23 protein-coding genes are annotated in these 21953 nt (G+C 68.6%); 9 read left to right on the top strand and 14 right to left on the bottom strand.

The window, feature by feature from the left end; genetic code table 11:
- Positions 1 to 10: 10 nt before the first annotated feature.
- Positions 11 to 1171 (bottom strand): ABC transporter substrate-binding protein, encoded by a 1161-nt coding sequence (locus KF796_21480; protein MBX3589212.1) that lies wholly within the window; start codon positions 1169 to 1171, stop codon positions 11 to 13.
- Between the two features lie 132 nt (positions 1172 to 1303).
- Between KF796_21480 and KF796_21475 the strand changes: the two genes are divergently transcribed.
- Together KF796_21475 and KF796_21470 are read left to right on the top strand one after the other, a co-directional pair.
- Positions 1304 to 2023, top strand: coding sequence for a Crp/Fnr family transcriptional regulator (locus KF796_21475; protein MBX3589211.1), 720 nt, complete (start codon positions 1304 to 1306; stop codon positions 2021 to 2023).
- 53 nt (positions 2024 to 2076) lie between these two features.
- Positions 2077 to 2907, top strand: a complete 831-nt coding sequence (locus KF796_21470) for an rRNA pseudouridine synthase (GenBank protein ID MBX3589210.1) — start codon at positions 2077 to 2079, stop codon at positions 2905 to 2907.
- A gap of 18 nt (positions 2908 to 2925) precedes the next feature.
- Here KF796_21470 and KF796_21465 read toward each other — a convergent pair whose 3' ends face one another.
- Genes KF796_21465 through KF796_21440 form a run of 6 tightly spaced genes read right to left on the bottom strand, consistent with a single transcriptional unit; the run spans position 2926 to position 8790 of the window.
- Positions 2926 to 3828: a spore coat protein U domain-containing protein gene (locus KF796_21465; protein ID MBX3589209.1), complete on the bottom strand. Its 903-nt coding sequence runs from the start codon at positions 3826 to 3828 to the stop codon at positions 2926 to 2928.
- A 31-nt stretch (positions 3829 to 3859) separates the two neighbouring features.
- Positions 3860 to 4753, bottom strand: a complete 894-nt coding sequence (locus KF796_21460) for a spore coat protein U domain-containing protein (GenBank protein MBX3589208.1) — start codon at positions 4751 to 4753, stop codon at positions 3860 to 3862.
- On the bottom strand, positions 4750 to 7131 hold the full coding sequence (locus tag KF796_21455; protein MBX3589207.1) for a fimbrial biogenesis outer membrane usher protein: 2382 nt from the start codon (positions 7129 to 7131) through the stop codon (positions 4750 to 4752). The genes KF796_21460 and KF796_21455 overlap by 4 nt, the downstream gene beginning before the upstream one ends.
- Before the next feature lie 12 nt (positions 7132 to 7143).
- Positions 7144 to 7875, bottom strand: a complete 732-nt coding sequence (locus KF796_21450; protein ID MBX3589206.1) for a molecular chaperone — start codon at positions 7873 to 7875, stop codon at positions 7144 to 7146.
- 2 nt (positions 7876 to 7877) lie between these two features.
- On the bottom strand, positions 7878 to 8336 hold the full coding sequence (locus tag KF796_21445) for a hypothetical protein (GenBank protein MBX3589205.1): 459 nt from the start codon (positions 8334 to 8336) through the stop codon (positions 7878 to 7880).
- Positions 8337 to 8349: 13 nt separating this feature from the next.
- Complete coding sequence (locus tag KF796_21440; GenBank protein MBX3589204.1) at positions 8350 to 8790, bottom strand: spore coat protein U domain-containing protein; 441 nt, start codon at positions 8788 to 8790, stop codon at positions 8350 to 8352.
- A 297-nt stretch (positions 8791 to 9087) separates the two neighbouring features.
- Between KF796_21440 and KF796_21435 the strand changes: the two genes are divergently transcribed.
- From KF796_21435 to KF796_21410, 6 genes are all read left to right on the top strand, one after another.
- Positions 9088 to 9489: a hypothetical protein gene (locus KF796_21435; GenBank protein MBX3589203.1), complete on the top strand. Its 402-nt coding sequence runs from the start codon at positions 9088 to 9090 to the stop codon at positions 9487 to 9489.
- A 3-nt stretch (positions 9490 to 9492) separates the two neighbouring features.
- Positions 9493 to 10203, top strand: a complete 711-nt coding sequence (locus tag KF796_21430; protein ID MBX3589202.1) for a response regulator transcription factor — start codon at positions 9493 to 9495, stop codon at positions 10201 to 10203.
- Positions 10200 to 11540 (top strand): two-component sensor histidine kinase, encoded by a 1341-nt coding sequence (locus KF796_21425; protein ID MBX3589201.1) that lies wholly within the window; start codon positions 10200 to 10202, stop codon positions 11538 to 11540. Before KF796_21430 ends, KF796_21425 begins: the two co-directional genes overlap by 4 nt.
- A 150-nt stretch (positions 11541 to 11690) precedes the next feature.
- The gene (locus tag KF796_21420) at positions 11691 to 11987 is read left to right on the top strand and encodes a DUF4148 domain-containing protein (GenBank protein ID MBX3589200.1); all 297 of its coding nucleotides are present in this window, start codon (positions 11691 to 11693) and stop codon (positions 11985 to 11987) included.
- A gap of 117 nt (positions 11988 to 12104) precedes the next feature.
- Positions 12105 to 14024, top strand: a complete 1920-nt coding sequence (gene htpG, locus KF796_21415) for a molecular chaperone HtpG (GenBank protein ID MBX3589199.1) — start codon at positions 12105 to 12107, stop codon at positions 14022 to 14024.
- Positions 14025 to 14075: 51 nt separating this feature from the next.
- Positions 14076 to 14534 carry a hypothetical protein gene (locus KF796_21410; protein MBX3589198.1) on the top strand — a complete coding sequence of 153 codons (459 nt, stop codon included), beginning with the start codon at positions 14076 to 14078 and terminating at the stop codon, positions 14532 to 14534.
- Positions 14535 to 14664: 130 nt separating this feature from the next.
- Here the strand turns inward: KF796_21410 and KF796_21405 are convergent, their stop codons facing one another.
- On the bottom strand, positions 14665 to 16353 hold the full coding sequence (locus KF796_21405; GenBank protein MBX3589197.1) for an FAD-dependent oxidoreductase: 1689 nt from the start codon (positions 16351 to 16353) through the stop codon (positions 14665 to 14667).
- A gap of 83 nt (positions 16354 to 16436) precedes the next feature.
- On the opposite strand from KF796_21405, the gene KF796_21400 reads away from it, so the two are divergent.
- Entirely contained in the window at positions 16437 to 16916 is a 480-nt protein-coding gene (locus KF796_21400; protein ID MBX3589196.1) for a winged helix-turn-helix transcriptional regulator, read from the top strand.
- An 8-nt stretch (positions 16917 to 16924) separates the two neighbouring features.
- Here KF796_21400 and KF796_21395 read toward each other — a convergent pair whose 3' ends face one another.
- From KF796_21395 to KF796_21370, 6 genes are all read right to left on the bottom strand, one after another.
- Positions 16925 to 17929, bottom strand: coding sequence for a serine/threonine protein kinase (locus KF796_21395; protein MBX3589195.1), 1005 nt, complete (start codon positions 17927 to 17929; stop codon positions 16925 to 16927).
- Positions 17930 to 17968: 39 nt separating this feature from the next.
- On the bottom strand, positions 17969 to 18382 hold the full coding sequence (locus tag KF796_21390; protein ID MBX3589194.1) for a GreA/GreB family elongation factor: 414 nt from the start codon (positions 18380 to 18382) through the stop codon (positions 17969 to 17971).
- Between the two features lie 253 nt (positions 18383 to 18635).
- On the bottom strand, positions 18636 to 19727 hold the full coding sequence (locus KF796_21385) for a DUF2855 family protein (protein ID MBX3589193.1): 1092 nt from the start codon (positions 19725 to 19727) through the stop codon (positions 18636 to 18638).
- 75 nt (positions 19728 to 19802) lie between these two features.
- Positions 19803 to 20219, bottom strand: a complete 417-nt coding sequence (locus tag KF796_21380; GenBank protein ID MBX3589192.1) for an organic hydroperoxide resistance protein — start codon at positions 20217 to 20219, stop codon at positions 19803 to 19805.
- 42 nt (positions 20220 to 20261) lie between these two features.
- On the bottom strand, positions 20262 to 20711 hold the full coding sequence (locus tag KF796_21375; GenBank protein ID MBX3589191.1) for a MarR family transcriptional regulator: 450 nt from the start codon (positions 20709 to 20711) through the stop codon (positions 20262 to 20264).
- 373 nt (positions 20712 to 21084) lie between these two features.
- Entirely contained in the window at positions 21085 to 21891 is an 807-nt protein-coding gene (locus tag KF796_21370) for a crotonase/enoyl-CoA hydratase family protein (protein MBX3589190.1), read from the bottom strand.
- Positions 21892 to 21953 lie beyond the last annotated feature (62 nt).

The raw sequence follows: 21953 nt of genomic DNA, 5'->3' as shown, positions 1-21953 counted from the left end.
GCCCGGCCCATCAACGCAGGAAGCGCCCGTCGCGCGCCACCATGGTCAGCTCGATGAAGCGCGAGGCGCTGTTGCCCGGCTCGGTGAAGTTGGCCTCGAAGCCGCCGAGGTCAAAGTGCTTCATGTTCCAGGCCGCGTCGATGAAGCCCGCGCGCGTGGCATTGCGCCCGGCCCGGCGCAGCGCTTCGGCAAACACCCGCGCATTGATGTAGCCCTCCAGCGCCAGGTGCGAGGGCTCCAGCGTTACGCCCGCGGCCTTCCAGGCCTGCTGGAATTCGCGCACCACGGGCACCACGGTGTTGCTGGGCAGCGGCACCACCTGCGACAGCGCGATGCCCGTGGCGTCGTCGCCCAGCGTCTTGAGGGTGGCGGCGGAGCCCATGACCGACAGCGCATACAGCGGCAGGCCGCGGCGCTGCTGGCGCATGGCCTTGATGAAGTCCACCGCCGGCTTGCCGGCCAGGCCCACCAGCACGGCCTCGGGCTCGGCGGCCACCAGCCTGGCGGCGGCCGCGGCGGCATCGGCGCCGTTGTTCTCCACCGTCACCGCGGTCGGGCTCGTGATTTTGTACTTCTCCATGGCGATGCGCGCGCCGTCCCAGACCTCCTTGCCAAAGGAGTTGTTCTGGTAGGCCACCGCGATGCGCTTGATGCCGATGGTGGCCAGGTGCTGCACCAGCTGCTCGGCTTCGTCGGGGTAACTGGCGCGGATGTTCAGCACATTGCGCGCCTTGGGCCGGGCCAGCAGCGCGCCGGAGAAGGGCGCGAAAAACGGAATGCCCGACTCCACCACCTTGGGCAGCATGGCGCCAATCATCGGCGTGCCCATGCAGTTGAACAATGCAAAGGTGTCCTTGTCGGCGATGAAGCCGTCCACATTGGCCAGCGCGCGCTTCACGTCATAGCCGTCGTCCTGTGTGACCAGCTCGATGGTGCGGCCGTTGATGCCGCCCTTGGCGTTCAGGCCCGCAAAGCAGGCCTTGGCGCCCTGGTGCATGGCCTGGCCCAGGTCGCCCAGCGGGCCGCTCAGCGCGATCGACTGGCAGACCTTGAGCGCGCCGCCGCCCTGGGCCCGGGCGGCCCAGGGTGCTGCCAGCGGCGCCAGCGCGAGCGCGCCCATCAGGCGGCGGCGGGACAACAGGGGGGCGGTGGCGGGTGGGGTCGCGGTCATGGCAATCTTCCGTGGTCGTTGAAAACAGGAGCGCGATGCTAGAGGCTCAATTGGCATCAACTTGTCTTTTCGATGACAATCTAGGGGTGTCCCCTCCCGGGACTTTCCCTGTCTGAGTGAGAGCACCCCCCCATGTCGACCGACCTGCCCTTGCACCAGCGCCGCCGCCGGCCCGACGCCGACGAACTCGCGGGCATTCCCTGGCTCAAGCTGCTGCAGCCCGACGAGCGCGAACGCGCCGTGTCCGAGCTGGTGGCCGGCAATGCCCTGCCCGGCGACTACGTGTGCCGCATCGGCAAGCCCGTGACCTACTGGTTCGGCGTGGTCGAGGGTCTGCTCAAGATGAGCAGCGACAACGCCCAGGGCCAGACCATGACCTTCACCGGCGTGCCGCCCGGCGGCTGGTTTGGCGAGGGCACGGCGCTCAAGCGCGAGGACTACCGCTACAACATCCAGGCGCTGCGCAAGAGCGTGGTGGCCGGCCTGCCGGTGGACACCTTCCACTGGCTGCTGGACCACTCCATCGGCTTCAACCGCTTTGTCATGAACCAGCTCAACGAGCGGCTGGGCCAGTTCATTGCGGCGCGCGAGATCGACCGGCTCAACAACCCCGACGTGCGCGTGGCGCGCAGCCTGGCCGCGCTGTTCAACCCGGTGCTGTACCCCGGCGTGGGCCAGGTGCTGCGCATCACCCAGCAGGAACTGGCCTACCTGGTGGGTCTGTCGCGCCAGCGCGTGAATGAGGCGCTGGCCGCGCTGGAGGCGCAGGGCACCATCCGCGTGGAATATGGCGGCGTGCGCATCCTGGACCTCGCGGCGCTGCGCGCCACCGGCACTTCCAAGTCAAAATAGCCTGGAGTCCAGTACCCGTGGGCACTGTGCGCTAGCAAAAACATAGCAACTTCATGACCGAACCCCTGACCACCCGCCTGAACAAACGCATGGCCGAACTGGGCCTGTGCTCCCGCCGCGAGGCCGACGACTGGATTGCCCGGGGCTGGGTGCGCGTCAATGGCGAGGTGGCCCCCATGGGCCTGAAGGTCGGGCCCGAGGCCCGCATCGACGTGGACAAGCAGGCCCAGGGCCAGCAGGAGCAGCGCGTGACCATCCTGCTCAACAAGCCCATGGGCTACGTGAGCGGCCAGGCCGAGGATGGGCACGAGCCCGCGGTGACGCTGGTCAACCCGCGCACCCACTGGCGCAACGACGGCAGCCGCATGCGCTTTTCGCCGCCGCAGCTGCGCGGCCTGGCGCCCGCGGGGCGGCTGGACATTGACTCCATCGGCCTGCTGGTGCTGACCCAGGACGGGCGCGTGGCGCGCCAGCTGATCGGCGAAGACTCGGTCATGGAAAAGGAATACCTGGTGCGCGTGCGCACGCTGGGCCAGGGCGAGATCGTGCGCGCCGGCGAGCATGCCGAGGAACTGCAGGCCATTGACGAGTCCGACCCCGTCACCGCCAACGTGCAGGCGGTGTTCCCGCCCGCCATGCTGGCGCGGCTGCGCCACGGCCTGAGCCTGGACGGCCAGCCGCTCAAGCCCGCGCGCGTGGACTGGCAGAACCCCGAGCAGCTGCGCTTTGTGCTCACCGAGGGCAAGAAGCGGCAGATCCGCCGCATGTGCGAGCAGGTGGGGCTCAAGGTGGTGGGGCTCAAGCGCATCCGCATCGGCCGCGTGGTGCTGGGCCAGCTGCCCGTGGGGCAGTGGCGCTACCTGGGGCCGCAGGAGCGGTTCTGAGCGCCGCCCGCGGTCAGCTCAGTAAGTCACGGTCACCACATGCGGCTGCGAGGCCGAACAGGTGGCGCTGGCGCAGCTGCCAGACTGGTTGCCTGGCAGGGTTCCCGTGAGGGTGATGGTCTGGTCGTTGCCGGTGCCGGTGCCCGACGCCGGACTCAGCCCCAACGTATAGGCCAGGCCCAGCAGGGTGTTGCTCGCGGGGCTCACCGCCAGGCTCCAGGGCAGGCTGTTGCTGCAGCGCAGGTCAAAGGCCTGGCTGGCCACCTGGGGCGTGGCGCTGAACGAGGTGTAGTTGAACACCAGGCTGTTCGGAAAGGTGTTGAACACGCACTGGTTGGACACGCCCACCGTGTAGTTGAGCGAGGCCGATGAGGTCAGCGCGCCCGCGTTGGTGCCGGGGTACTGTGCGAACACCTGCACGGTGTCGGTGTAGCTGCCGGCCGTGGGGCTGCCCTGGTTGCCACGCACACGGATGCAGTAACCCCAGGTGGCCGATGCGGTCAGCGAGGCGCCGAATGCCAGCGTGTCGCGCATGACCGAGCCATTGCCGTTGACCGGCGCGGCCCAGTTGCTGCTGTTGCCGCAACTCGCGGCGCCCCCCACCGCCGTGCCGCGGCGCAGGAAGTAGTCGAGCCGGTTGGCCGTGGCGCCACGGCGCACGCGGCGTTGGGTGCCGTTGGGGTTCAGTCCGTTGTCGGCCTTGATCCGGTAGGTCAGCGAATTGGCATCGCCGCTGGCGCGGGTGCAAGTCAGGGTCACAGTGCCATTGGCATCCTGGTTGACCGGGCTGGTGGTGTAGAGCACGCCCACGCTGGTGACGGACACATTGCAGTCGTAGGCGGCCCAGGCGGGTGCGCCGGCCAGTAGCAGGCCCGGGCACATGAGCCAGGCCTTGCGGGGCAGAAAGGTGCGCGGTTTCATGGGCTGATTGTCCGGAGTGGGGCCTTGGGGATCAGTACGTCACCGTGAGGGTGTGCGGCTGGCTGGCCGAACACATGCCGGTGGCGCAGGTGCCGGCCTGGTCCGCGGGCAGCGTGCCGGTGAGCGTGATGCTCTGGTCCACGCCCGTGCCGGTTCCGGTGTCGGGCGTGAGGTCCAGGCTGTAGGCCAGCCCCAGCAGGTTGCCGCTGGCCGGGGTCACGGCCAGGCTCCAGGGCAGCGCGTCGCTGCAGCGCAGGTCGAAGGTCTGGACCGCCATTTGCGGCGTGGCGCTGAACGAGGTGTAGTTGAACGACATGCCCGTGGGCGGCGTGCTGAACACGCACTGGTTGCCCACGGCCACGCTGTAATTCAGCCCCACCGAGGAGGTCAGCGCCCCCGCATTGGTGCCCGGGTACTGGGCAAACACCTGCACTGTGTCGGTGTACACGCCGCCGGTGGGGCTGCCCTGGTTGCCGCGCACCCGCGCGCAGTAGCCCCAGGTGACCGAGGCCGAGAGCGAGGCCCCGAAACTCAGCGTGCCCCGCATCGCGCCGTTGTTGCCGTTGGCCGCCTTCCAGTTGCTGTTGTTGCCGCAGGTGGCCGCGCCACCGGGGCTGGTGCCGCGGCGGATCGAGTAGTTCAGCCGTTTGTTGGTCGCGCCCAGGCGCACGCGGCGCTGGTTGCCGCTCGCATTCAGGCCGTTGTCGGCCTTGATGCGGTAGGTCAGGGTGTTGGCGTCACTGGCGGCGCGGGTGCAGATCAGGGTCACGGTGCCGTTGGCGTCCTGGTTGCGCGGGGTGGTGGTGTACAGGACCCCCACGCTGGTGACCGACACATTGCAGCTGTAGGCGGCCTGCGCCGGCCCCTGGCACAGCGCGTACAGCCCCAGGCACAGGCCGGCGCGCAGGGAAAAGGGAATGCTCATGGCTTGACTCCTTCGCAGCGCAGCGGACCGACGCGTGCAATATCGTCCAGGGAACCGGGCGGCAGTTCCACGGTGAAGGTGCAGGTGGCGCCCTTCCAGCTCAGCCGCAGCGTGTTGCGGGCCTGCAGCCCGGTGATGAAGGCCTCGCCGCGACGGGCCACGAAAAACTCTTGCTTGTCGCCCACCAGTTCGATGGGCGCGCCCGCCGGTGCGGGGCTTCCGTCGTCGAGCTCGATCTTCAGCAAGGCGGCGCGGCCCGATCGGACCGGGAAGTCGACCTTGACACCACTGCGCCAGGGCGGCACGGTGATCTGTTCGATGTTGTCGATCTCGGCGCTGATGGGCAGCTCGGTCGGGTCCAGCCGGATGCTGTTGCGCTGGTAGGGGATCAGGCGCGGCAGCAGGGCCTGGCCGTTCTCGTCGGTGCGGGTCAGCGAACTGCCCTGAAAGCCCACGCCCACGTCCGGGTAGCCCGGCACCTCGACCAGCGCGAAGCTGTCCTGCAGGTAGCGCGAACGGAACAGACGCCCGTCCATGAACACCAGCCCGCCCTGGGCGCCCAGCCGCACGGTCTGCTGGCTGGCCGAGACGCTGGTGTCGCCGGTGAGCAGCATCTTGTCGCCCTGGTAGTACACGCCCGCCTCGCCATAGGCCCCCGAGCGCCGGCTGCCGCCCAGTGCCCGCCAGCCCAGCCCGGTCTCGCCCGACAGGCCCTTGCTGATGCTGGTGTAGGCCTCCGTGAAGCCGGTGCGGCGCGAGAAGCTGCTGGACGAGTTCACCTGGTTGCCCAGCGGCAGTGTGAAGGTGGCGCCGAACGAGGTGCCCGCGCTGGCGCCATAGGCGCGCGAGGCGCTGAAGGTCAGTGCCCCGCGCTCGCCCACGCGCACCGAGTAGTTGGCGCTGTAGGTCGAGATGGTGCCGCTGTTGTAGGTCGCAATCCGCGCCAGGCCCACGCCGATGGTGCCCAAACGCTCGGATGAATACGAGTAGCTGGCCGACAGCTCCAGCCGGTTGGGAGGGCTGGTCCCGTCCTGCCCCAGTGAGCGGAAATTGCGGCTCGCGCCCTCGGCATGCACCGAGAACCCATGGCGCAGGCTGTCGCTCTCCACGCCCAGCAGCCACTGCTGGCCGCGCCCGGCCAGCCGGTCGGTGCTTACGCCCAGCGCGGCCTGGCCCAGCGCCTGCAGTGGCAGTTCGAAGCTCGCGCCCGCGCCCACGCCGCGGGTGTCGCGGCCCAGCTCGGCGCGCCCCTCCACCGTGAGCGCGTTGTTCAACCCCTTGCGCCACACGCCCGCCACGAAACCCTGCCCGTAGTCGGCGTTGTTGATGCCCAGATTGCTGCGCACCGCGCCGGCATCCACGCTCCAGTCGCTTAGACCTTGCTCGAGCAGCGTGTTGTGGGTGAAAAAGGGTTGCACGATCACCGTCTCGCGGCCCAGCACGTCGCGCACCACGAGGCGGGCCTGGCCCGAGCCCGTGAGCAGCGGGAAGTTGTCGATGGCGAAAGGCCCGGTGGGCACATTGGAGGTTTGCCGCAGCACGTCGTTGACGTACAGCTCCACCGTGCTGGGCGCGCTCGAGGTGCCGCTGAGCGTGGGGATGGGCTGGCTCACAAAACCGGGGGTGAGGGCGAAATTGCGCGACAGCTGGATGCCGCCAAAGTACGTGGGCCGCCCGCCCATGCCGCCGCGCGTCGTGCTGTCGCCCAGCCGCAGTGTGAGGTTGCTGTCGGGAAAGTCGCGCGTGAAGGTGGTCTCCAGGCGCCGCGTGCTGCGCGGCAGCGCCGGGTCGTTGCTGGCCAGGTTACGGCCCACGAAGCTGGAGGTCAGCACCCCGTAGCGGTTGGCAATGCCCAGCTCGGTCAATGCGCCCAGTTCACGGGTGGAGGCCGCACCCCGGCTGGCCGTGTGCGTGAGGTTCAGGTCGAAGTTGGCGAACGCGGCCGGCTCCACGGGCGACAGCGGCGGGCGGTTCTCGGCCTCGCTGGCCAGCCGCGTGGCCGCGAACGCTTCCGGCGAAAACACCAGTTCCATCGACTGGTTGGCAAAGTTCATGCGCGACTGGAAGCCGGGCACCGCCGCCAGCGGGTACCAGGTCTCGCCGCGGTAGCTGACCCCCGTGGCCGCTGCGCGCCGCTTGACGCGCCATTCGTCGAACGCGGCTTCGGGGGCATACAGGGTGCCCTGGCGCTCCATCAGCGTCCAGGTGCCACCCGCGGCGCCGTTGATCGAGACTTCCAGCGGAATGAGGCGTTCGGCCGGCCGGGCGGGGGAGGGGGGGGGAGGGGTCTGCGCCAGCGCGCAGGAGAAACAGCCCGCCGCCAGCATCACGGCGGTCAGGGGGAGCAGGGTCAGTCGCGCCGCATGTCTAGTGCGCATGGATCCGTGTCATCACGGCAGCGTGACCGTGAAGGCCTGGGTTTTGAAGTCGTCAAACACCACCCCCAGTTCTGCCGTGCCGGCCGCCACAGGTTCACCCGCCTTGAGGGCGATGGCCTTGCGCACCCCCGGCAACAGGTAGTTGCCACCTTCAAAACGGGCCAGCACCTGGCCGTTGCGGCGCAACTGGATTTCGCGGATCTGGGCGTAGGCGGTGCCGCTATTGCTACAGACCGCCTGCACGGTCTGGGGGTCGGGCCGCGCGGCCTCGCAGCTCAGGTCGCGCCGCGCGCTGGGCGGCGTGATGAATACCGGCAGGCTCAGCGCCAGCGCGATCGGCACCTCCATGGTGTTGCCGCGGGGCGCCACGGCCTCGGGAATCTCGCGCACCACCATGCGATAGGTCAGTTGCCGGCTTGCATCGGCCGGCTTGAGCAAGGCCAGCCGCACCACCTGCCGGGCATGCGGGGCCAGCTTGATGATGGGGGGCGAGAGGATCATGTCCTCGGTCAGCACCAGCTCGTCGGTGCCGTCGGGCTTCTGGGTCCAGGCGTTGATGTCGGCCTGCAGCGCGACCTCGGCGTCGCCCTCGTTGACCAGGGTCACCGCCACGGCGCGGTCACGCGGTTTCATGAAGATGCGCACCGGCGTGACAGAGAACACCCCGGCCAGTGCCGGCGTCATGCCGAGCAGCAGCAGGCTGGCTGCGGCCAGGGGTCGTGGGAGGAGCATGCGGTGGTTCATGCTTAAAAGCTTACCAACATTTCCAGCGGGGTCTCGCGGCCACTCAGGTTGAGGATGTGCAGCGACGTGACAGTGCCCGCGCCGATGCCGAACCTCAGGTCAGGCCCCAGGGAGGCCACCGGGACGCCCCGGCCGAACGTAAAGCGGTGAGCGCCCCCGTGCGTGCCCGCGAAGGGGCGGCCCGGCAACGGGTCGATGCTCACGAATTGCCCGGTTGAGCAGACCACGCGAACCAGCGCGTGGGTCGCATCGCTGTCGGTCTGGCTGGTGCAGATGCCGTTGGCCGGGATGCCCGCCACCAGCGGCGGCACGGGCACCGGTTGGCCGGAGGGCGGCGTGCCCTGCAGGCCCGTGTGCAGCGTGATCTCGACGTTGAAAGACGAACTCGCCGTGCCTGCCTGGCAGCAGGCCGCACTCAGGCCCACGGCAATGCCAAAGGCCAGTGAGCACAGGCGGGGCATGTCGGGTTGGCGATCAGTAGGTGATCGTCAGGGTCCGCTGCTTGTTGGCCGACGCGGCATTGGTACAGGTCGCGGTGGCGCAGGTGCCGGCCTGGTTGGCGGCCATGCTGCCGGTGATGCTCACGCTCTGGCTGGCGCCGGTGCCGCTGGCGGGCACGCCGGACAGGGCCAGCGTGTAGGCCAGGTTGGTGGCGGCATCCGTCACCGAGGTCGAGTCCAGCGTGATGGACGTGATCGGCAGCGTGTTGGTGCAACGGATGTTGAACGAGCTGCTGAACGTGGCCGCCGTGCTCTGGAATGAGGTGTAGCTGAACGCTGCTGTCGGCGACGAGGCGATTTCGCAGGCCGAGGTCAGGTTGATGGTGACATCGAAGTTGCCGGTGGCCGTGGCGGCCTGGGCAGACATTCCGATGGCGGCGAGGCCCAGGGCGGCAACCAAAGCGAGCTTCTTCATAGTCAATCTCCTTAAACTGGAAGTTCCAACGATGGACTGACTGTAATGGGCTCAGTAACGTCTTGCAATACAAATACCCTTATAAATCATGAAGTTACATTTTATTAGGATGAATTTGCTCAAATATGTCACGCATTGGGCCGATTGACGAGGCTCGATGGAATTCAAAAGTTCTATTTGTGGAAATGTGATTTTCCACACTACTTTTGGGGTGACTTGCCTGGCCGTGCCGGCGCGGCTAACGGCTGTCTAATTCCAGCGGCGGACGATACGGGCTTCCCCGCCCTGGAGACTGCCATGAGCCTGTTACCCGAACGCGCTGCCCCCGCCTTGCTGGTCCTGGCCGGACTGCTGACCCTGCTGCCCCTGATGCCCTCGGCCGTGGCGGCCCGCGCCGCGCCCGACGCCGGGCTGCCGTTGCTGCTGCACTGGCAATTCATGATGGCGCTGCTCGGGGCAGGCCTGCTGGTGGCCGCCTTTGTGCCCGCGCTGCGCGTTGCGGTATTGTCTGGAGCCCTGCTCAGCAAGGCAGCGCTGGTGCTGCTGGCGCTGACCGGCCCGGCCTCTGCCGCGCTGCAGGCGCTGGCCTGGGTTGATGGCCTGGCCCTGGGCCTGGTTGCCGCGGCCGGTCTGATGTTCCTGCACGCGGCGCTGCAGCAGGCGCGCTGGGACGGGGCCTTGCCTTACCGACGGGAGTGATGAATGCGGGTTCTGCTGGTCGAGGACGACGACATGATCGGGCGCAGCCTGTCACAGGCGCTGGAGGCCAATGGCTGGTCGGTGGACTGGGTCAAGGACGGGCTGCTGGCCCAAAGCGCCATGGCCGATGGTGACTACGCCTGCGTGCTGCTCGACCTGGGCCTGCCCAAGCGCGACGGCACCGAGGTGCTGCAAAAGGCCCGCGCCCAGGGCAATGCCACGCCGGTGCTGGTGCTGACCGCGCGCGACGGGCTCGATGACCGCATTGCCGGGCTGGACCTGGGCGCCGACGACTACCTGCTCAAGCCCTATGAATTCCGCGAGCTGCTGGCGCGCATGCGCGCGGTGATCCGCCGGCGTGACGGCGCGGCCCACTCGGTGATCGGCGCCGGCGACCTGCAGCTGGACCTGACCACGCGCGAGGTGCTGGTGCGCGGCGAGCGCTCGGCGCTGTCGGCGCGCGAGTTCTCGCTGCTGCACGCGCTGCTGGAGCGCCCGGGCGCCATCCTCTCGCGCGAGCAGCTCGAGAACCGCATCTACGGCTGGGGCGAGGAAGTCATGAGCAATGCGGTGGACGTGTTGATCCACGGCATGCGCAAGAAGCTCGGGCCCGACGCCATCCGCAACGTGCGCGGCCTGGGCTGGCGCGCGGTCACGGCGTCGGTGGCCGCCACCGCATCGGGCACCGCGGCGCCGCAGGAGGGCGCGCCATGATCCGCGTCTTTCCCTCAGGGCGCATGTGCTCGCTGCGCGGCGTGCTCATGATGTGGCTGCTGCCGGTGTTCGGGCTGGTCGGCACGGTCTCGGCCGCCGGGGCCTACTGGACCTACTCCAACATGGTCACCGCCTTCATGGACGACCAGATGACGCTGCTGGCCACCTCGCTGGTCTCGCAGCGCACGCCGCCCTCGCTGCCCCCGGTCAGCCGCCAGCAGGTGCACGAGTGGGGCACCTACGCCGTGCAGCTCTTTGGTTCGGGCCAGGCGCTTGAATCCAGCTCGTTGCCCGAGCTGCGCGTGGACTACATCCAGACGCCCGGCTTCCACGACGTGCGCGCCGGCGGTGAAGGCTGGCGCGTGTTCGTGGCCGACACGCCCGGGGCCCAGCATGTGCAGGTGGTGCAAAGCGATTCATTCCGCGCCCACCTGGCCGCGGGGCGCGCACTGGGCGTGATCTCGCCCGTGATCCTGCTGCTGCTGCTGTCGTGGCTGGTGCTGTGGGGCGTGGTGGAAATGATCTCGCGCGCCATTGGCGACATCGCGCGCCAGGCCGCCACGCAGGACGAGAACACCATTGCCGAGCTGCCGCTGACCCATGTGCCGCGCGAGATCACGCCGCTGGTGATGTCGTTCAACAGCCTGCTGGGGCGGCTGCGCACGGCCTTCACCACCCAGCGCCGTTTTGTGCAGGACGCCGCGCACGAGCTGCGCACGCCCATTGCGGCCATTGGCCTGCAGCTGGAAACCCTGCGCGGCGACGTGTGCTGCGGCGAGACCCAGGAGCGCTTCAAGCAGCTCGAGCAGGGCGTGCAGCGGGCCCAGCGGCTGGTCGACCAGCTGCTGCGCCTGTCGCGCCAGGAGGCCACGGCCGGCGACGCCGCGCAGTCCGACGTGGACGTGACCGCCGTGCTGCGCGAAAGCGTCAACGGGCTGATCCTGCTGGCCGAGCAGAAGCACATTGACCTGGGGCTGCTGCCCACCAGCGTGAGCCATGTGGCGCTGCGCTGCCCCGTGGCCGACCTGCGCAGCGTGCTGGACAACCTGATCGAGAACGCGCTGCGCTACACGCCGGAGGGCGGCGTGGTGGACGTTCGGCTGGCCGAAGAGGGCGACCGGTTGGTGATCGAGGTCATCGACAGCGGCCCCGGCATTCCGCCCGAGCTGATGGAGCGCGTGTTTGACCGCTTCTTCCGCGTGCCCGGCACCGATGTGCGCGGCAACGGCCTGGGCCTGGCCATTGCGCGCGGCGCCGCGCAGCGCTGCGGCATGCAGTTGTCGCTGCGCAACCGCAGCGATGCCAACGGCCTGATCGCGCGCGTCGAAACATGCTGAAACAGGCCGGCTAACCCCGGCCTAAGTTTCCGCTCAGAGGGCGCTAATTCAGCCCACCTACAGTGAGATCACGGTTGACGCAGGAGCAGAAAAAAGCCCCCGCTACAACCGAACAACCCGGTTTCAACCACTCACTGAAAAGGTCTCATCATGAACAAGTCTTCTGCCCTCATCGCCATTGCCGCCTTCGCTGCCCTCGCTTCCACCGGTGTCCGCGCCGAAACGCCCGACGCTTCCAGCCAGTTCGCCGTGCAAACCGAAAGCACGCGCACCCGCGCCGAAGTGCAGGCCGAGGCCGTCATCGTGGCCCACACCCATGACACCGTGCCCTCGGGCTCGCGCGTGGCAGCCCCGCTGAAGTCGGGCCTGGACGTGGCCACGGTTCGCGCCGAAGCCGCGCAAGCCCTGCGCCTGGGCCAGATCCCCAGCGGCGAACTGAGCCTGTAAGGGCGGCGCGGCCCGCGGCCGCTGCCCCGGAACCCGCGATAATCCGGTCTTGAAAATCGCACGAGCGCCCCTAATTCAGGGGCGTTTCGTTTTGTCCCCAGCCATTGAATCAAGACCATGAGCAAGCAAACCCTGTCATTCCAGGCCGAGGTGGCGCAGCTGCTGCACCTCGTCACCCATTCGCTGTATTCCAACAAGGAAATCTTCCTGCGCGAGCTGGTGTCCAACGCCTCCGACGCCTGCGACAAGCTGCGCTTTGAAGCCCTGAACAACAGCGCGCTGTACGAGGACGCGCCCACGCTCGAGGTGCGCGTGAGCTTTGACAAGGACGCCAAGACCCTCACCATTGCCGACAACGGCATCGGCCTGTCGCAGCAGGAAGCCATTGACAACCTGGGCACCATCGCCAAGAGCGGCACCCGTGAGTTCATGGGCAAGCTCAGCAGCGACCAGAAGGCCAACGCCGCCGAGCAGGGCCAGCTCATCGGCCAGTTTGGCGTGGGTTTTTACTCGGGCTTCATCGTGGCCGACAAGATCACCGTGGAATCGCGCCGCGCCGGCGCGCCCGCCAGCGAAGGCGTGCGCTGGATCAGCGGCGGCGCCGGTGACTTTGAAGTCGAGACCATCGAGCGCCCGCAGCGCGGCACCAGCGTCACGCTGCACCTGCGCGACGACGCCACCGACTACCTCAACACCTGGCGCCTGAAGGACATCATCGGCAAATACTCCGACCACATTGCCCTGCCCATCCAGATGCGCAAGGAAGAGTGGAAGGAAGGCGAAGAGGGCAAGGGCGGCGAAATGGTGCTCACCGACGAGTGGGAAACCGTCAACCAGGCCAGTGCCCTGTGGACCCGCCCCAAGAAGGACATCAGCGACGAGCAGTACGCCGAGTTCTACAAGGCCATCAGCCACGACTTTGAAGCCCCGCTGGCCTGGAGCCACAACCGCGTGGAGGGCAGCACCGAATACACCCAGCTGCTGTTCATCCCCGGCAAGGCGCCGTTTGACTTGTGGAACCGCGACAAGAAGGCCGGCGTCAAGCTCTACGTCAAGCGCGTGTTCATCATGGACGACGCCGAGGCACTCATGCCCACCTACCTGCGCTTCGTCAAGGGCGTGATCGACTCGGCTGACCTGCCGTTGAACGTGAGCCGCGAGCTGCTGCAGGAAAGCCGCGACGTGAAGGCCATCCGCGAGGGCAGCACCAAGCGCGTGCTGTCCATGCTCGAGGACCTGGCCAGGCAGGAAAAGGCCGAAGACGCCACGGACGAAGACAAGGCCAAGTACGGCAAGTTCTACGCCGAGTTTGGCGCCGTGCTCAAGGAAGGCCTGGGCGAGGACACCGGCAACCGCGAGCGCCTGGCCAAGCTGCTGCGCTTTGCCTCCACCACCAGCGACACGGTGAGCGTCTCGCTGGCCGACTACAAGGCCCGCATGAAGGAAGGCCAGGAGGCCATCTACTACATTACCGCCGACACCCTGGCCGGGGCCCGCAACAGCCCGCAGATCGAGGTGTTCCGCAAGAAGGGCATCGAGGTGCTGCTCATGACCGACCGCGTCGATGAGTGGGCGCTGAGCTTTCTCACCGAGTTTGACGGCACGCCCCTGCAAAGCGTGGCCAAGGGCGCGGTGGACCTGGGCAAGCTGCAGGACGACGAGGAAAAGAAGGCCGCCGAGGAAGCCGCCGAAGCCTTCAAGCCCGTGCTGGCCAAGCTCAAGGAAGCGCTCAAGGACAAGGCCGACGACGTGCGCGTGACCACGCGCCTGGTGGACTCGCCGGCCTGCCTGGTGGTGAAGGACCACGGCATGAGCCTGCAGCTGTCGCGCATGCTCAAGGCCGCGGGCCAGAGCGCGCCCGAGGTCAAGCCCGTGCTTGAAGTGAACGCCGAGCATGCGCTGGTGAAAAAGCTCGACGGCTCGGTGCACTTCAACGACCTGGCCCACATCCTGTTTGACCAGGCGCTGCTGGCCGAGGGCGGCCTGCCCGACGACCCCGCCGCCTACGTCAAGCGCGTCAACGCCCTGCTGCTGTGAGGCTGGCGCCCAGGCTGGCACGTCTGGCAGCGCGCGCCTAGAATCGCGCGCATGCCGCGCACCCCTGCCACCACCACCCACCGCCCCCTGGCTTGGGCCGCCCTGGCGGCCCTTGCCGTGGGGCTGGCCGGCTGCAGTTCCGTGGGGCTCAACCTGAGCGTGCCCATCGGGCCCGTGTCCATCGGGCTGGGCGTGGGCACCGGCGGCGTCAGCGGCAACGTGGGCGCGTCGGTGGGCGGCGTGGGGGGCTCGGTGGGCGTGTCGGCCGGCTCGGGCGGCCTCAACGGCAACGTGGGCGCCAATGTGGGCCCGGTCACTGCCGGCGTGGGCGTCAATGCCCGGGGCCAGGCCAATGGCAGCGTGGGCGTGGGCGGCACCGTGGCCGTGGGCCCTGCGAGCGTGGGCGTCAACGCCAGCTCGGGCGGCGTGCTGCGCACCGCAGCGCCGCCCACGCAAGTGCGAGACCAGGCGCAGCGAAATTTCAGCGCGGGGGACCTGGTGGCGCCCTGAAGAAGCTCAAAAAGGCCTGAAAACGGCTGATTTTGTACTTATCAGGGTTGGAGTCCAGGGGCCTCGGCCACTATGCGCTACGTAATCCGTAGCGAAACTCAAGTCATCCAGATCGTCTTGGCGGGGGCACTCACAGCCCTCCAGCCCGCCCACTCACTCGCCCCAGCACACCCGCCGCCTCGCGGTCGCTGGCGCCCCGCCAGGCGACGATCTGGTCGGGGCGGATGAGCGCCAGCGGCGCCTCGTACAGGTCGCGCAGCAAGGCCTGGGGCAGGCGCACCACGCGCAGGTCCAGGCCCACGTCGCGCGCGGCGGCTTCAAACTTTTCAGTGGGCGGCGCGTCGGGCCCCAGGGCCAGCAGGGGCCATTCGCTATGGAACAGGTCGAACAACGATCGTCCGTCCTGCAGCCAGGCATGCGGGGGCCGGCCGCCGGGGCTGGCCGTGGGCACATAGGTGTTGGGCTCGTCGGGCGGCAGCGTGGCGCCGTCACCCACGATCACGGGGGAGCCGTCATACCGGCCGCCAAAGGTCACGCCGGGAATGTTGAATTCCAGGCGGGCGTGCTCGTCCAGGTGCTGGCCCGCCAGGCGGCGCTCTGCCTCGCCGCGTTCCGAGGTTTCCTCCAGTTCCGGCCTGGCGGTGAACAGGCCCACCGAGTCGGCAAAGCGCCGCGCAAAGCCGGTGTTGCGCCGGGCCACCTGCTTGCGCTCGATCTCGTAGCTGTCCAGCAGAGCCTCGGGCGCCTGGCCGCGGATCGCGCTGGCCAGCTTCCAGCCGAGGTTGACCGCGTCTTCCACCGCAGTGTTGTAGCCCAGCCCGCCGGTGGGCGTGAACAGGTGGGCGGCGTCGCCCGCGATGAACACGCGACCCTGCCGCAGGCGCTGCGCCACCAGCGCGTGCCCGGCCAGCCAGGTGCCGGTGGAAAGGATCTCGACGGGCAGCTCGGCGCCCACGGCCTCGGCAAACACGCGGCGCGCGTCCTCGTGTGTCCAGTGCTCGGCGTCCTCGCCGGGCTTGAGGGCGGCGTGAAAGGCGTATTCGGCCACGCCGTCCACCGAGGCCATGAAGGCGCGCCGCTGGTGGTTGACGGTCACGTACATCCAGGCCTTGGGATGGCGCAGCACCTGCAGGAAGCCCGGCGCGCGCAGGTACACGGCAAACATCTTGCCGCCCATGAACTCGCGCTGGATGCCGGTGACGCCTTCCCATTCAATGCCCAGTTCGCGCCGCACCAGGCTGCGGGCGCCGTCGGCGCCGACCAGGTAGCGCGCCACCACGGGCTGCGGCGGGCCGCCCGCGCCGGGCCGCACGCTGGCGCTCACGCGGTGACCTTCGTCGTGGAAGCGCTCCAGCGTCCAGCCATAGCGCAGGTCAACGCTCGGCTGGCTCTGGGCATGGCGGCGCAGCGTCTGCTCGACAAACTTCTGCGAGACCCGGTGCGGTAGCTCGGCGGCGCTCCACGAGCCCTGCATCGACTTGATGTTGACAATGGCCTGCGCCGCCGTGGGCAGCCGGATGCGCGCGAGCTCGTGCCGGGCGTAGCGCGTGAAGTAGGCGATGTCGGTCGGGTGGTCCGGTGGCAGGCCCTGGGCGCGCACCTCGTGGGCAAAGCCCAGCCGCCGGAAGTGCTCCATCGTGCGCGCCTGGGTGGCGTTGGCCTGGGGGTTGAAGGCCGTGCCGGGTTTGGCGTCAACGACCAGGCAGCGGATGCCGCGCCGCCCCAGTTCGTTGGCCAGCATCAGGCCGCAGGGGCCGCCGCCGGCAACCAGCACATCGGTGGCGAGCGTGGGCTGCGGGGCGGGGGTGGAATCGGTCATTATTCGGGCTTGGCCTGTGATTGATCTGGGTCGTTATTGCTTAGGCTACCTAATTAATATTCGAGGACCTATCCGGGTAAACCATGACTGATTTAGCCCCGCCCAGCCCCGAACCCAACCCCTATGCCTGGCGCCGCCACAACCCGGGCCGCGTGCTTGACAACGCGCTGCGCCGCTTCGAGGACCGGGTCATGGAATTGCTGCGTGATGAAGGGCATGTGCAGACCCGGCGCCCGCATGTGAACCTGACGCGCCACCTCGACCTGGAAGGCACGCGCATCACCGAGCTCGCGCGGCGCGCCGCCATGACCAATGCCGCGATGACCGAGTTGATTGACCAGTGCGAGGCGCTGGCGCTGGTCGAACGCCTGCCCGACCCGACCGACCGGCGCGCCCGCGTGGTGCGCTTCACTCCCGCGGGGCTGGCGTGGCTGGATGCGTTTGGCCGCGCCGTGGCGAGCGCCCAGCGCGAGATGGCCCAAGAGGTGGGCCCGAAGGCGATGGCCGTGCTGCTGGGCGACCTTGCGCGCTACGCGGCGGCGGCGGAGTCTGGCGGCGCCTGAAGCGCGCCTCACGCCACCAGCGCCGGCTCCTGCATCGCTTCCATCTGCTCTTCCAGCATCTGCACCTGGCCCTGCCAGTAGTCGCTGCTGCCAAACCACGGGAAGGCGGCGGGGAAGGCGGGGTCGTCCCAGCGGCGGGCCAGCCAGGCGCTGTAGTGGATCAGGCGCAGCGTGCGCAGCGGCTCGATCAGCACCAGCTCGCCACGGTCGAACTCGCGGAACTGCTCATACCCATCCACCAGCGCGCCCAGCTGACGCTGGCGCTGCGCGCGGTCGCCGCTGAGCAGCATCCACAGGTCCTGCACGGCCGGGCCCATGCGCGCGTCGTCCAGGTCCACAAAGTGCGGGCCGCCGCCGGGCTGATCTTCAGGCGTCCACAGGATGTTGCCGGGGTGGCAGTCGCCATGCAGGCGGATGGCGTGGCCGTTCTGGTCGCTGGCTTGCATGGCCTGGGCGTGGGGCGCGATCAGGTCCATGGCGGTCTGGCAGGCCGCGGTCCAGGCCGACTGCACGTCCAGCGGCACCCTGTCGTGGGCCAGCAGCCAGTCGCGCGGTTCGATGGCAAAGGTTTGCAGGTCAATCGCGCCGCGGTGCGCAAACGGCCGCGCCGCGCCCACGGTGTGGATGCGCGCGAGGAAGCGGCCGATCCACTCCAGCACCTCGTCGTTGTCCAGCTCGGGCGCGCGGCCGCCGCGGCGCGGGCTCACGCTGAAGGCAAAACCCGCGTGGTGGTGCAGTGTGGCGCCCTGCAGCACCAGCGGGCCCACGGCGGGCACCTCGGCGGCCATGAGCTCGGCGGCAAAGGCGTGCTCCTCCAGAATCTGCGCTTCGCTCCAGCGGCCGGGCCGGTAGAACTTGGCCACCACGGCCGAGCCGTCTTCCAGGTGCGCGAGGTAGACGCGGTTTTCGTAGGAGCTCAGGGCCATCAGCCGGCCGTCGCCGCGCAGGCCCACGGTGGCCAGCGCGTCGAGCACCACGTCGGGCGTCAGCGATTCATAGGGGTGTGAAGACATGGGGCATTGTCGCCGGGGGCTTCACCGCGGTGGGCGTCATCACATCTCGTAGTCGCCGCTGGCCTCGGGCTGGAACAGGATCTCCAGCAGTTCCACCGAGGCGGTGGCGCCAGCGGGCGTGGCCCATTGCGCCACGCCGCCGGGGCTCAGGCCCAGCAGGCCGCGGCCGGCCGGCGACAGCACCGACACAAAGCCCGAAGCGGCATCGGCATCGGCCGGGTAGCAGATGACCAGCTTGCTCTGCGCGCCGGTGTGGCAGTCGCGCACCCGCACCTGGCTGTACATGGTGACGATGTGCGCGGGCATGTCGCGGCTGGGCACGGTGTCGGCGTCCAGCAGCAGGTCGGCCAGGGCCTGTGAGGCCGGGCTGGGCGCGGCTTGCCGCGCCAGGGTGTTCAGGCGGGCGTGGTCGAGTTCGGTGAGCAGGCGCTCAACGGGGTGGTGGGAATTCATGTTGCGGTCCAGTCATGCAAGGGCCCGGCTGCGGCGAGCACGGGCGTTGGCGCCAGGCGAGGGGCCCGACGACCAGAGAGCGCAAAAAGAAGGAGGGGGTGGTGGGTCGTCGGGCTCAGCAGGGTGCGGCCTGACCAGGACAAGGCAGCCCGGCCGCCTGTGCGCCGGCGCGCGAAGGCGCGGCGGCGTGCAGGGCGGGGGTGGCGCGAGTCGTGTTCACCGGCCTATGGTACCGCAGGCCCCCGGGCGGCTGTCAGGCCGCCAGCGACAGCATGTGGCCCACGCGCGGGTCGCCGCGCCCGCCCAGCACCTGCGCATAGGCGGCCTGCACGGCCGGCGCGCCGCGGTGGTGCTGCACGGTGAGCCAGGGCGCGTCGGCGTTGCCGGCCTTGGCCGAGAACGCCTGCCAGGCCTGCACCAGGCGCTGGCCCAGCACGGGCGCGCCCCAGTCGGCATTGCGCTTCTTGACCTGGGCCGGCGCAAAGAACAGGGTGGCGCGCGGGCCGGGCAGGTCCTTGCCGCCACCCAGTTGCTCCACATGGGTGCCGCCAATCGAGCAGCTGTATTTGAGCTGGCTGAAGCGGGTGTGGATCTGGCGGCGCAGGTCGGCGTTGCCGGCAAAGTCCACATAGGCGCAGGCCGCGTCGGCGGGCACCTGGTCAAGCTGGTCATAGGTCAGCACGCGGCTGTAGCAGCCCAGGCTTTCGCAAAAGGCCTGGTTGCCGGGCGAGGTGAGGCCGATCACCTCGATGCCCTCGCGCTGCGCGAGCTGGAAGGCCGTGCCGTAGGCCGTCTTGCTGGAGGCGCTGGACAGCAGCAGCACTTTGGCGCCAAAGAAATCGTTGTCGGCAAAGAAGTCGTCAATCAGCCACGAGGTGATGAACAGCGGCCGCAGCAGGGCCTGGGCGTCTTCGGTGTCCGCTTGATAGAACGCGTCGGCCGTGGTGCGCAGGTACTGGTTGTAGACGGCGTGCAGGGCGGCGCGGTGCGGCGCCGCGTCGCTGAAGCCAGCGGGGCTCAGGCGCTCGGGCTGCAGCACGGCGTGGTCGGCCATGGGCCAGTAGCCCCACAGGCGCTCACCCACGGCCACGCCGGGGTGCAGGCTCTGCGTGACGGAGGCAAAGCCCCAGACCGGCACGATGCCCCAGCCTTCCTCGGCGGTGGGCCAGAAGTGCCAGTAGCTCATGGCGTCGCCAAAGGCGGCGTAGGTGATGTTGTTGGAGGTCAGCGCAAAGTGCTCCACGCGCACGCGCACCTGGCCGGGGGCCAGTGGGGCGTCGTCGGTGGTGACAAGGCGCGTGTCGGTCAGTTTGTCCTTGCGGACCTGGAGTGTGGTGGTGGGCATAAACGCCACGTTAAGCGAAGCGGCCCGCCGGTTCAATACCGGCGGGCCGCATTCGTGACAGCTGGTAAAGGCTGATCAGACGAGGGTGATCGTCACGTCAATGTTGCCGCGCGTGGCGTTGGAGTACGGGCACACCTGGTGCGCGGCGTCCACCAGCGCCTGGGCGGCGGCCTTGTCCATGCCGGGCAGGCTCACGTTCAGGCGGGCAGCGATGCCGTAGGCGTTGGGGATGGGGCCGAGGTCAACTTCAGCGTCGATCGCCAGGTCAGCCGGCAGCGTGACCTTCATCTTGCCGGCCACGGCCTTCATGGCGCCGATGAAGCAGGCAGAGTAGCCGGCGGCAAACAGCTGCTCGGGGTTGGTGCCGGTGCCCGAGGTGCCGGGCGAGGACAGGGTCACGTCCAGGCGACCGTCATCGGTCCTGGAGGCGCCGTCGCGGCCGCCGGTGGTGTGGGCCTTGGCGGTGTAGAGAACTTTGTCGAGCTTGGTCATGGTGGTTTCCTTTGGAGGTGAGTGGGAAGGGGTGGAGAAAAATCAGGCCGTGAGGCGCTGGCGCAGGGCTTGCACCTGCTGGGTGAGTGAAATCAGTTCAGGGATGGAGCACTGGCTGGCGCTCAGGATGCAACCCGGGATTTTGGCGGCGCGGCCTTTGAGCTTGCGGCCGGCGGCGGTGAGGGTGATGTGCACGCGGCGCTCGTCCTGCACGTCGCGGATGCGCGCCACCAGGCCCGAGGCCTCCAGCCGCTTGAGCAGCGGCGTGAGCGTGCCCGAGTCGAGCGAGAGCCGCTCGCCCAGCTCCGACACCATGAGCCCGTCGCGCTCCCAGAGCACGAGCATGGCCAGGTACTGCGGGTAGGTCAGGCCCAGCTCTTCGAGCAGCGGCTTGTACAGCTTGGTCATGGCCAGCGACGCCGAATACAGCGCAAAGCACAGCTGGTTGTCCAGCAGCAGGGCCTGGTCGGGGGTGAGCTTTTGCGTTGCCATGAGGTGAATTGTAGCGCCAAATTAAATTGTGTGCAAGTTAATTGATTTTGCCCCGCAGCTTGGCGGCAGCGGGTGCCTGCCTCCGCTCGTGTCCTCCGCCAACGGCTACGCCGTTGTCTCCCCCTTAACCTCGCTGCGGCAGGCACCCGCTGCCGCCAAGCCGCTACGCTGTAGCAGGGGTTACGTCAAAACCTGGCGCGCCAAATGGTTGGCAGGCTCAGGCGGGCAGGACGCTCTGCGCAGCGAGGTAAAGGAGGAGGATGGGCGCAGCCCATCCGGGGGACACGAGCGGAGCAGAGTGCCCTGTTCGCCTGAGCCCGAAGAAGCGCAGGCGTACCGAACAGGATGGCACGCCCATGGCCCGAAAGGCGCTCTAACGCCCCGTGAACCGCGCTGCCCGTTTCTCCACGAACGAGCGGACCCCCTCGGCCGCGTCCTCGCTGTTGGACAGGCGTTTTTGCACGTCGATGAACTCGTGCATCGCCACCACGGGCCCATGCTCCACGGCCTTGAGCGCATTCAGGCGCGTGGCCACCACGGCCAGCGGCGCCTGCGCGGCAATGGCTTGCGCGATCTGCAGCGCGGTCTCCAGCTCCTGGCCCGCGGGCACCACCTTCTGCACAAAGTTCAGGCGCAGCGCCTCGGCGCTGCCAAACTCGTCGCCGGTCAACAGGTGCAGCATCGCGTTGCCCAGGCCCGCGCGCTCGGCCATGCGCAGCGTGGCACCGCCCGTGGCCATGATGCCGCGCTTGACCTCCAGCTGCGAGAAGCGGCAGTTGTCGGCGGCCACCACCACGTCGGCTGCCAGCATCAGCTCGATGCCCAGGGTGTAGGTGATGCCCTGCACGGCCACCACCATGGGTTTGGTGCGCCGCCGGTAACCCGGTGTGCCCAGGTCGGTGGGCTCCACCAGCCCCAACGGAATGGCTTTTTCGCCGCGCTGCATCAGCGGCGCGATCGAGGGCAGGTCCAGCCCCGCCGTGAAGTGCGGGCCAAACGCATGCAGCACACCGACACGCAGGTCTGGGTCATCGTCCAGCCGGGTGTAGGCCTCGCCCAGCTCGCGGAACATGCGCGGTGTGAAGCCGTTGAGCTTGGCCGGGCGGTTGATGCCGATCAGCAGCAGCGCGCCGCGCTGTTCGGTGGTGATGGTGCCTTCGGGCGGGGTGTCGGTGGACATGGGGTGCTCCGGTAACGTCAGACCGGGCTGATGCTAAAGCGCGCCGCCGCGAATGTCCGCTA

This window comes from Ramlibacter sp., from assembly GCA_019635435.1.
Taxonomy (GTDB): Bacteria; Pseudomonadota; Gammaproteobacteria; order Burkholderiales; family Burkholderiaceae_C; genus JAHBZM01.
Note: the sequence above shows the minus strand (reverse complement) of the source record. Positions and strands in the feature narration are given on the sequence as shown.

Bases quoted from the DNA above. Each gene is read 5' to 3' on its own strand.
- KF796_21480 (MBX3589212.1), bottom strand. From the start codon at position 1,171: ATGACCGCGACCCCACCCGCCACCGCCCCCCTGTTGTCCCGCCGCCGC.
- KF796_21475 (MBX3589211.1), top strand. From the start codon at position 1,304: ATGTCGACCGACCTGCCCTTGCACCAGCGCCGCCGCCGGCCCGACGCC.
- KF796_21470 (MBX3589210.1), top strand. From the start codon at position 2,077: ATGACCGAACCCCTGACCACCCGCCTGAACAAACGCATGGCCGAACTG.
- KF796_21465 (MBX3589209.1), bottom strand. From the start codon at position 3,828: ATGAAACCGCGCACCTTTCTGCCCCGCAAGGCCTGGCTCATGTGCCCG.
- KF796_21460 (MBX3589208.1), bottom strand. From the start codon at position 4,753: ATGAGCATTCCCTTTTCCCTGCGCGCCGGCCTGTGCCTGGGGCTGTAC.
- KF796_21455 (MBX3589207.1), bottom strand. From the start codon at position 7,131: ATGCGCACTAGACATGCGGCGCGACTGACCCTGCTCCCCCTGACCGCC.
- KF796_21450 (MBX3589206.1), bottom strand. From the start codon at position 7,875: ATGAACCACCGCATGCTCCTCCCACGACCCCTGGCCGCAGCCAGCCTG.
- KF796_21445 (MBX3589205.1), bottom strand. From the start codon at position 8,336: ATGCCCCGCCTGTGCTCACTGGCCTTTGGCATTGCCGTGGGCCTGAGT.
- KF796_21440 (MBX3589204.1), bottom strand. From the start codon at position 8,790: ATGAAGAAGCTCGCTTTGGTTGCCGCCCTGGGCCTCGCCGCCATCGGA.
- KF796_21435 (MBX3589203.1), top strand. From the start codon at position 9,088: ATGAGCCTGTTACCCGAACGCGCTGCCCCCGCCTTGCTGGTCCTGGCC.
- KF796_21430 (MBX3589202.1), top strand. From the start codon at position 9,493: ATGCGGGTTCTGCTGGTCGAGGACGACGACATGATCGGGCGCAGCCTG.
- KF796_21425 (MBX3589201.1), top strand. From the start codon at position 10,200: ATGATCCGCGTCTTTCCCTCAGGGCGCATGTGCTCGCTGCGCGGCGTG.
- KF796_21420 (MBX3589200.1), top strand. From the start codon at position 11,691: ATGAACAAGTCTTCTGCCCTCATCGCCATTGCCGCCTTCGCTGCCCTC.
- htpG (MBX3589199.1), top strand. From the start codon at position 12,105: ATGAGCAAGCAAACCCTGTCATTCCAGGCCGAGGTGGCGCAGCTGCTG.
- KF796_21410 (MBX3589198.1), top strand. From the start codon at position 14,076: ATGCCGCGCACCCCTGCCACCACCACCCACCGCCCCCTGGCTTGGGCC.
- KF796_21405 (MBX3589197.1), bottom strand. From the start codon at position 16,353: ATGACCGATTCCACCCCCGCCCCGCAGCCCACGCTCGCCACCGATGTG.
- KF796_21400 (MBX3589196.1), top strand. From the start codon at position 16,437: ATGACTGATTTAGCCCCGCCCAGCCCCGAACCCAACCCCTATGCCTGG.
- KF796_21395 (MBX3589195.1), bottom strand. From the start codon at position 17,929: ATGTCTTCACACCCCTATGAATCGCTGACGCCCGACGTGGTGCTCGAC.
- KF796_21390 (MBX3589194.1), bottom strand. From the start codon at position 18,382: ATGAATTCCCACCACCCCGTTGAGCGCCTGCTCACCGAACTCGACCAC.
- KF796_21385 (MBX3589193.1), bottom strand. From the start codon at position 19,727: ATGCCCACCACCACACTCCAGGTCCGCAAGGACAAACTGACCGACACG.
- KF796_21380 (MBX3589192.1), bottom strand. From the start codon at position 20,219: ATGACCAAGCTCGACAAAGTTCTCTACACCGCCAAGGCCCACACCACC.
- KF796_21375 (MBX3589191.1), bottom strand. From the start codon at position 20,711: ATGGCAACGCAAAAGCTCACCCCCGACCAGGCCCTGCTGCTGGACAAC.
- KF796_21370 (MBX3589190.1), bottom strand. From the start codon at position 21,891: ATGTCCACCGACACCCCGCCCGAAGGCACCATCACCACCGAACAGCGC.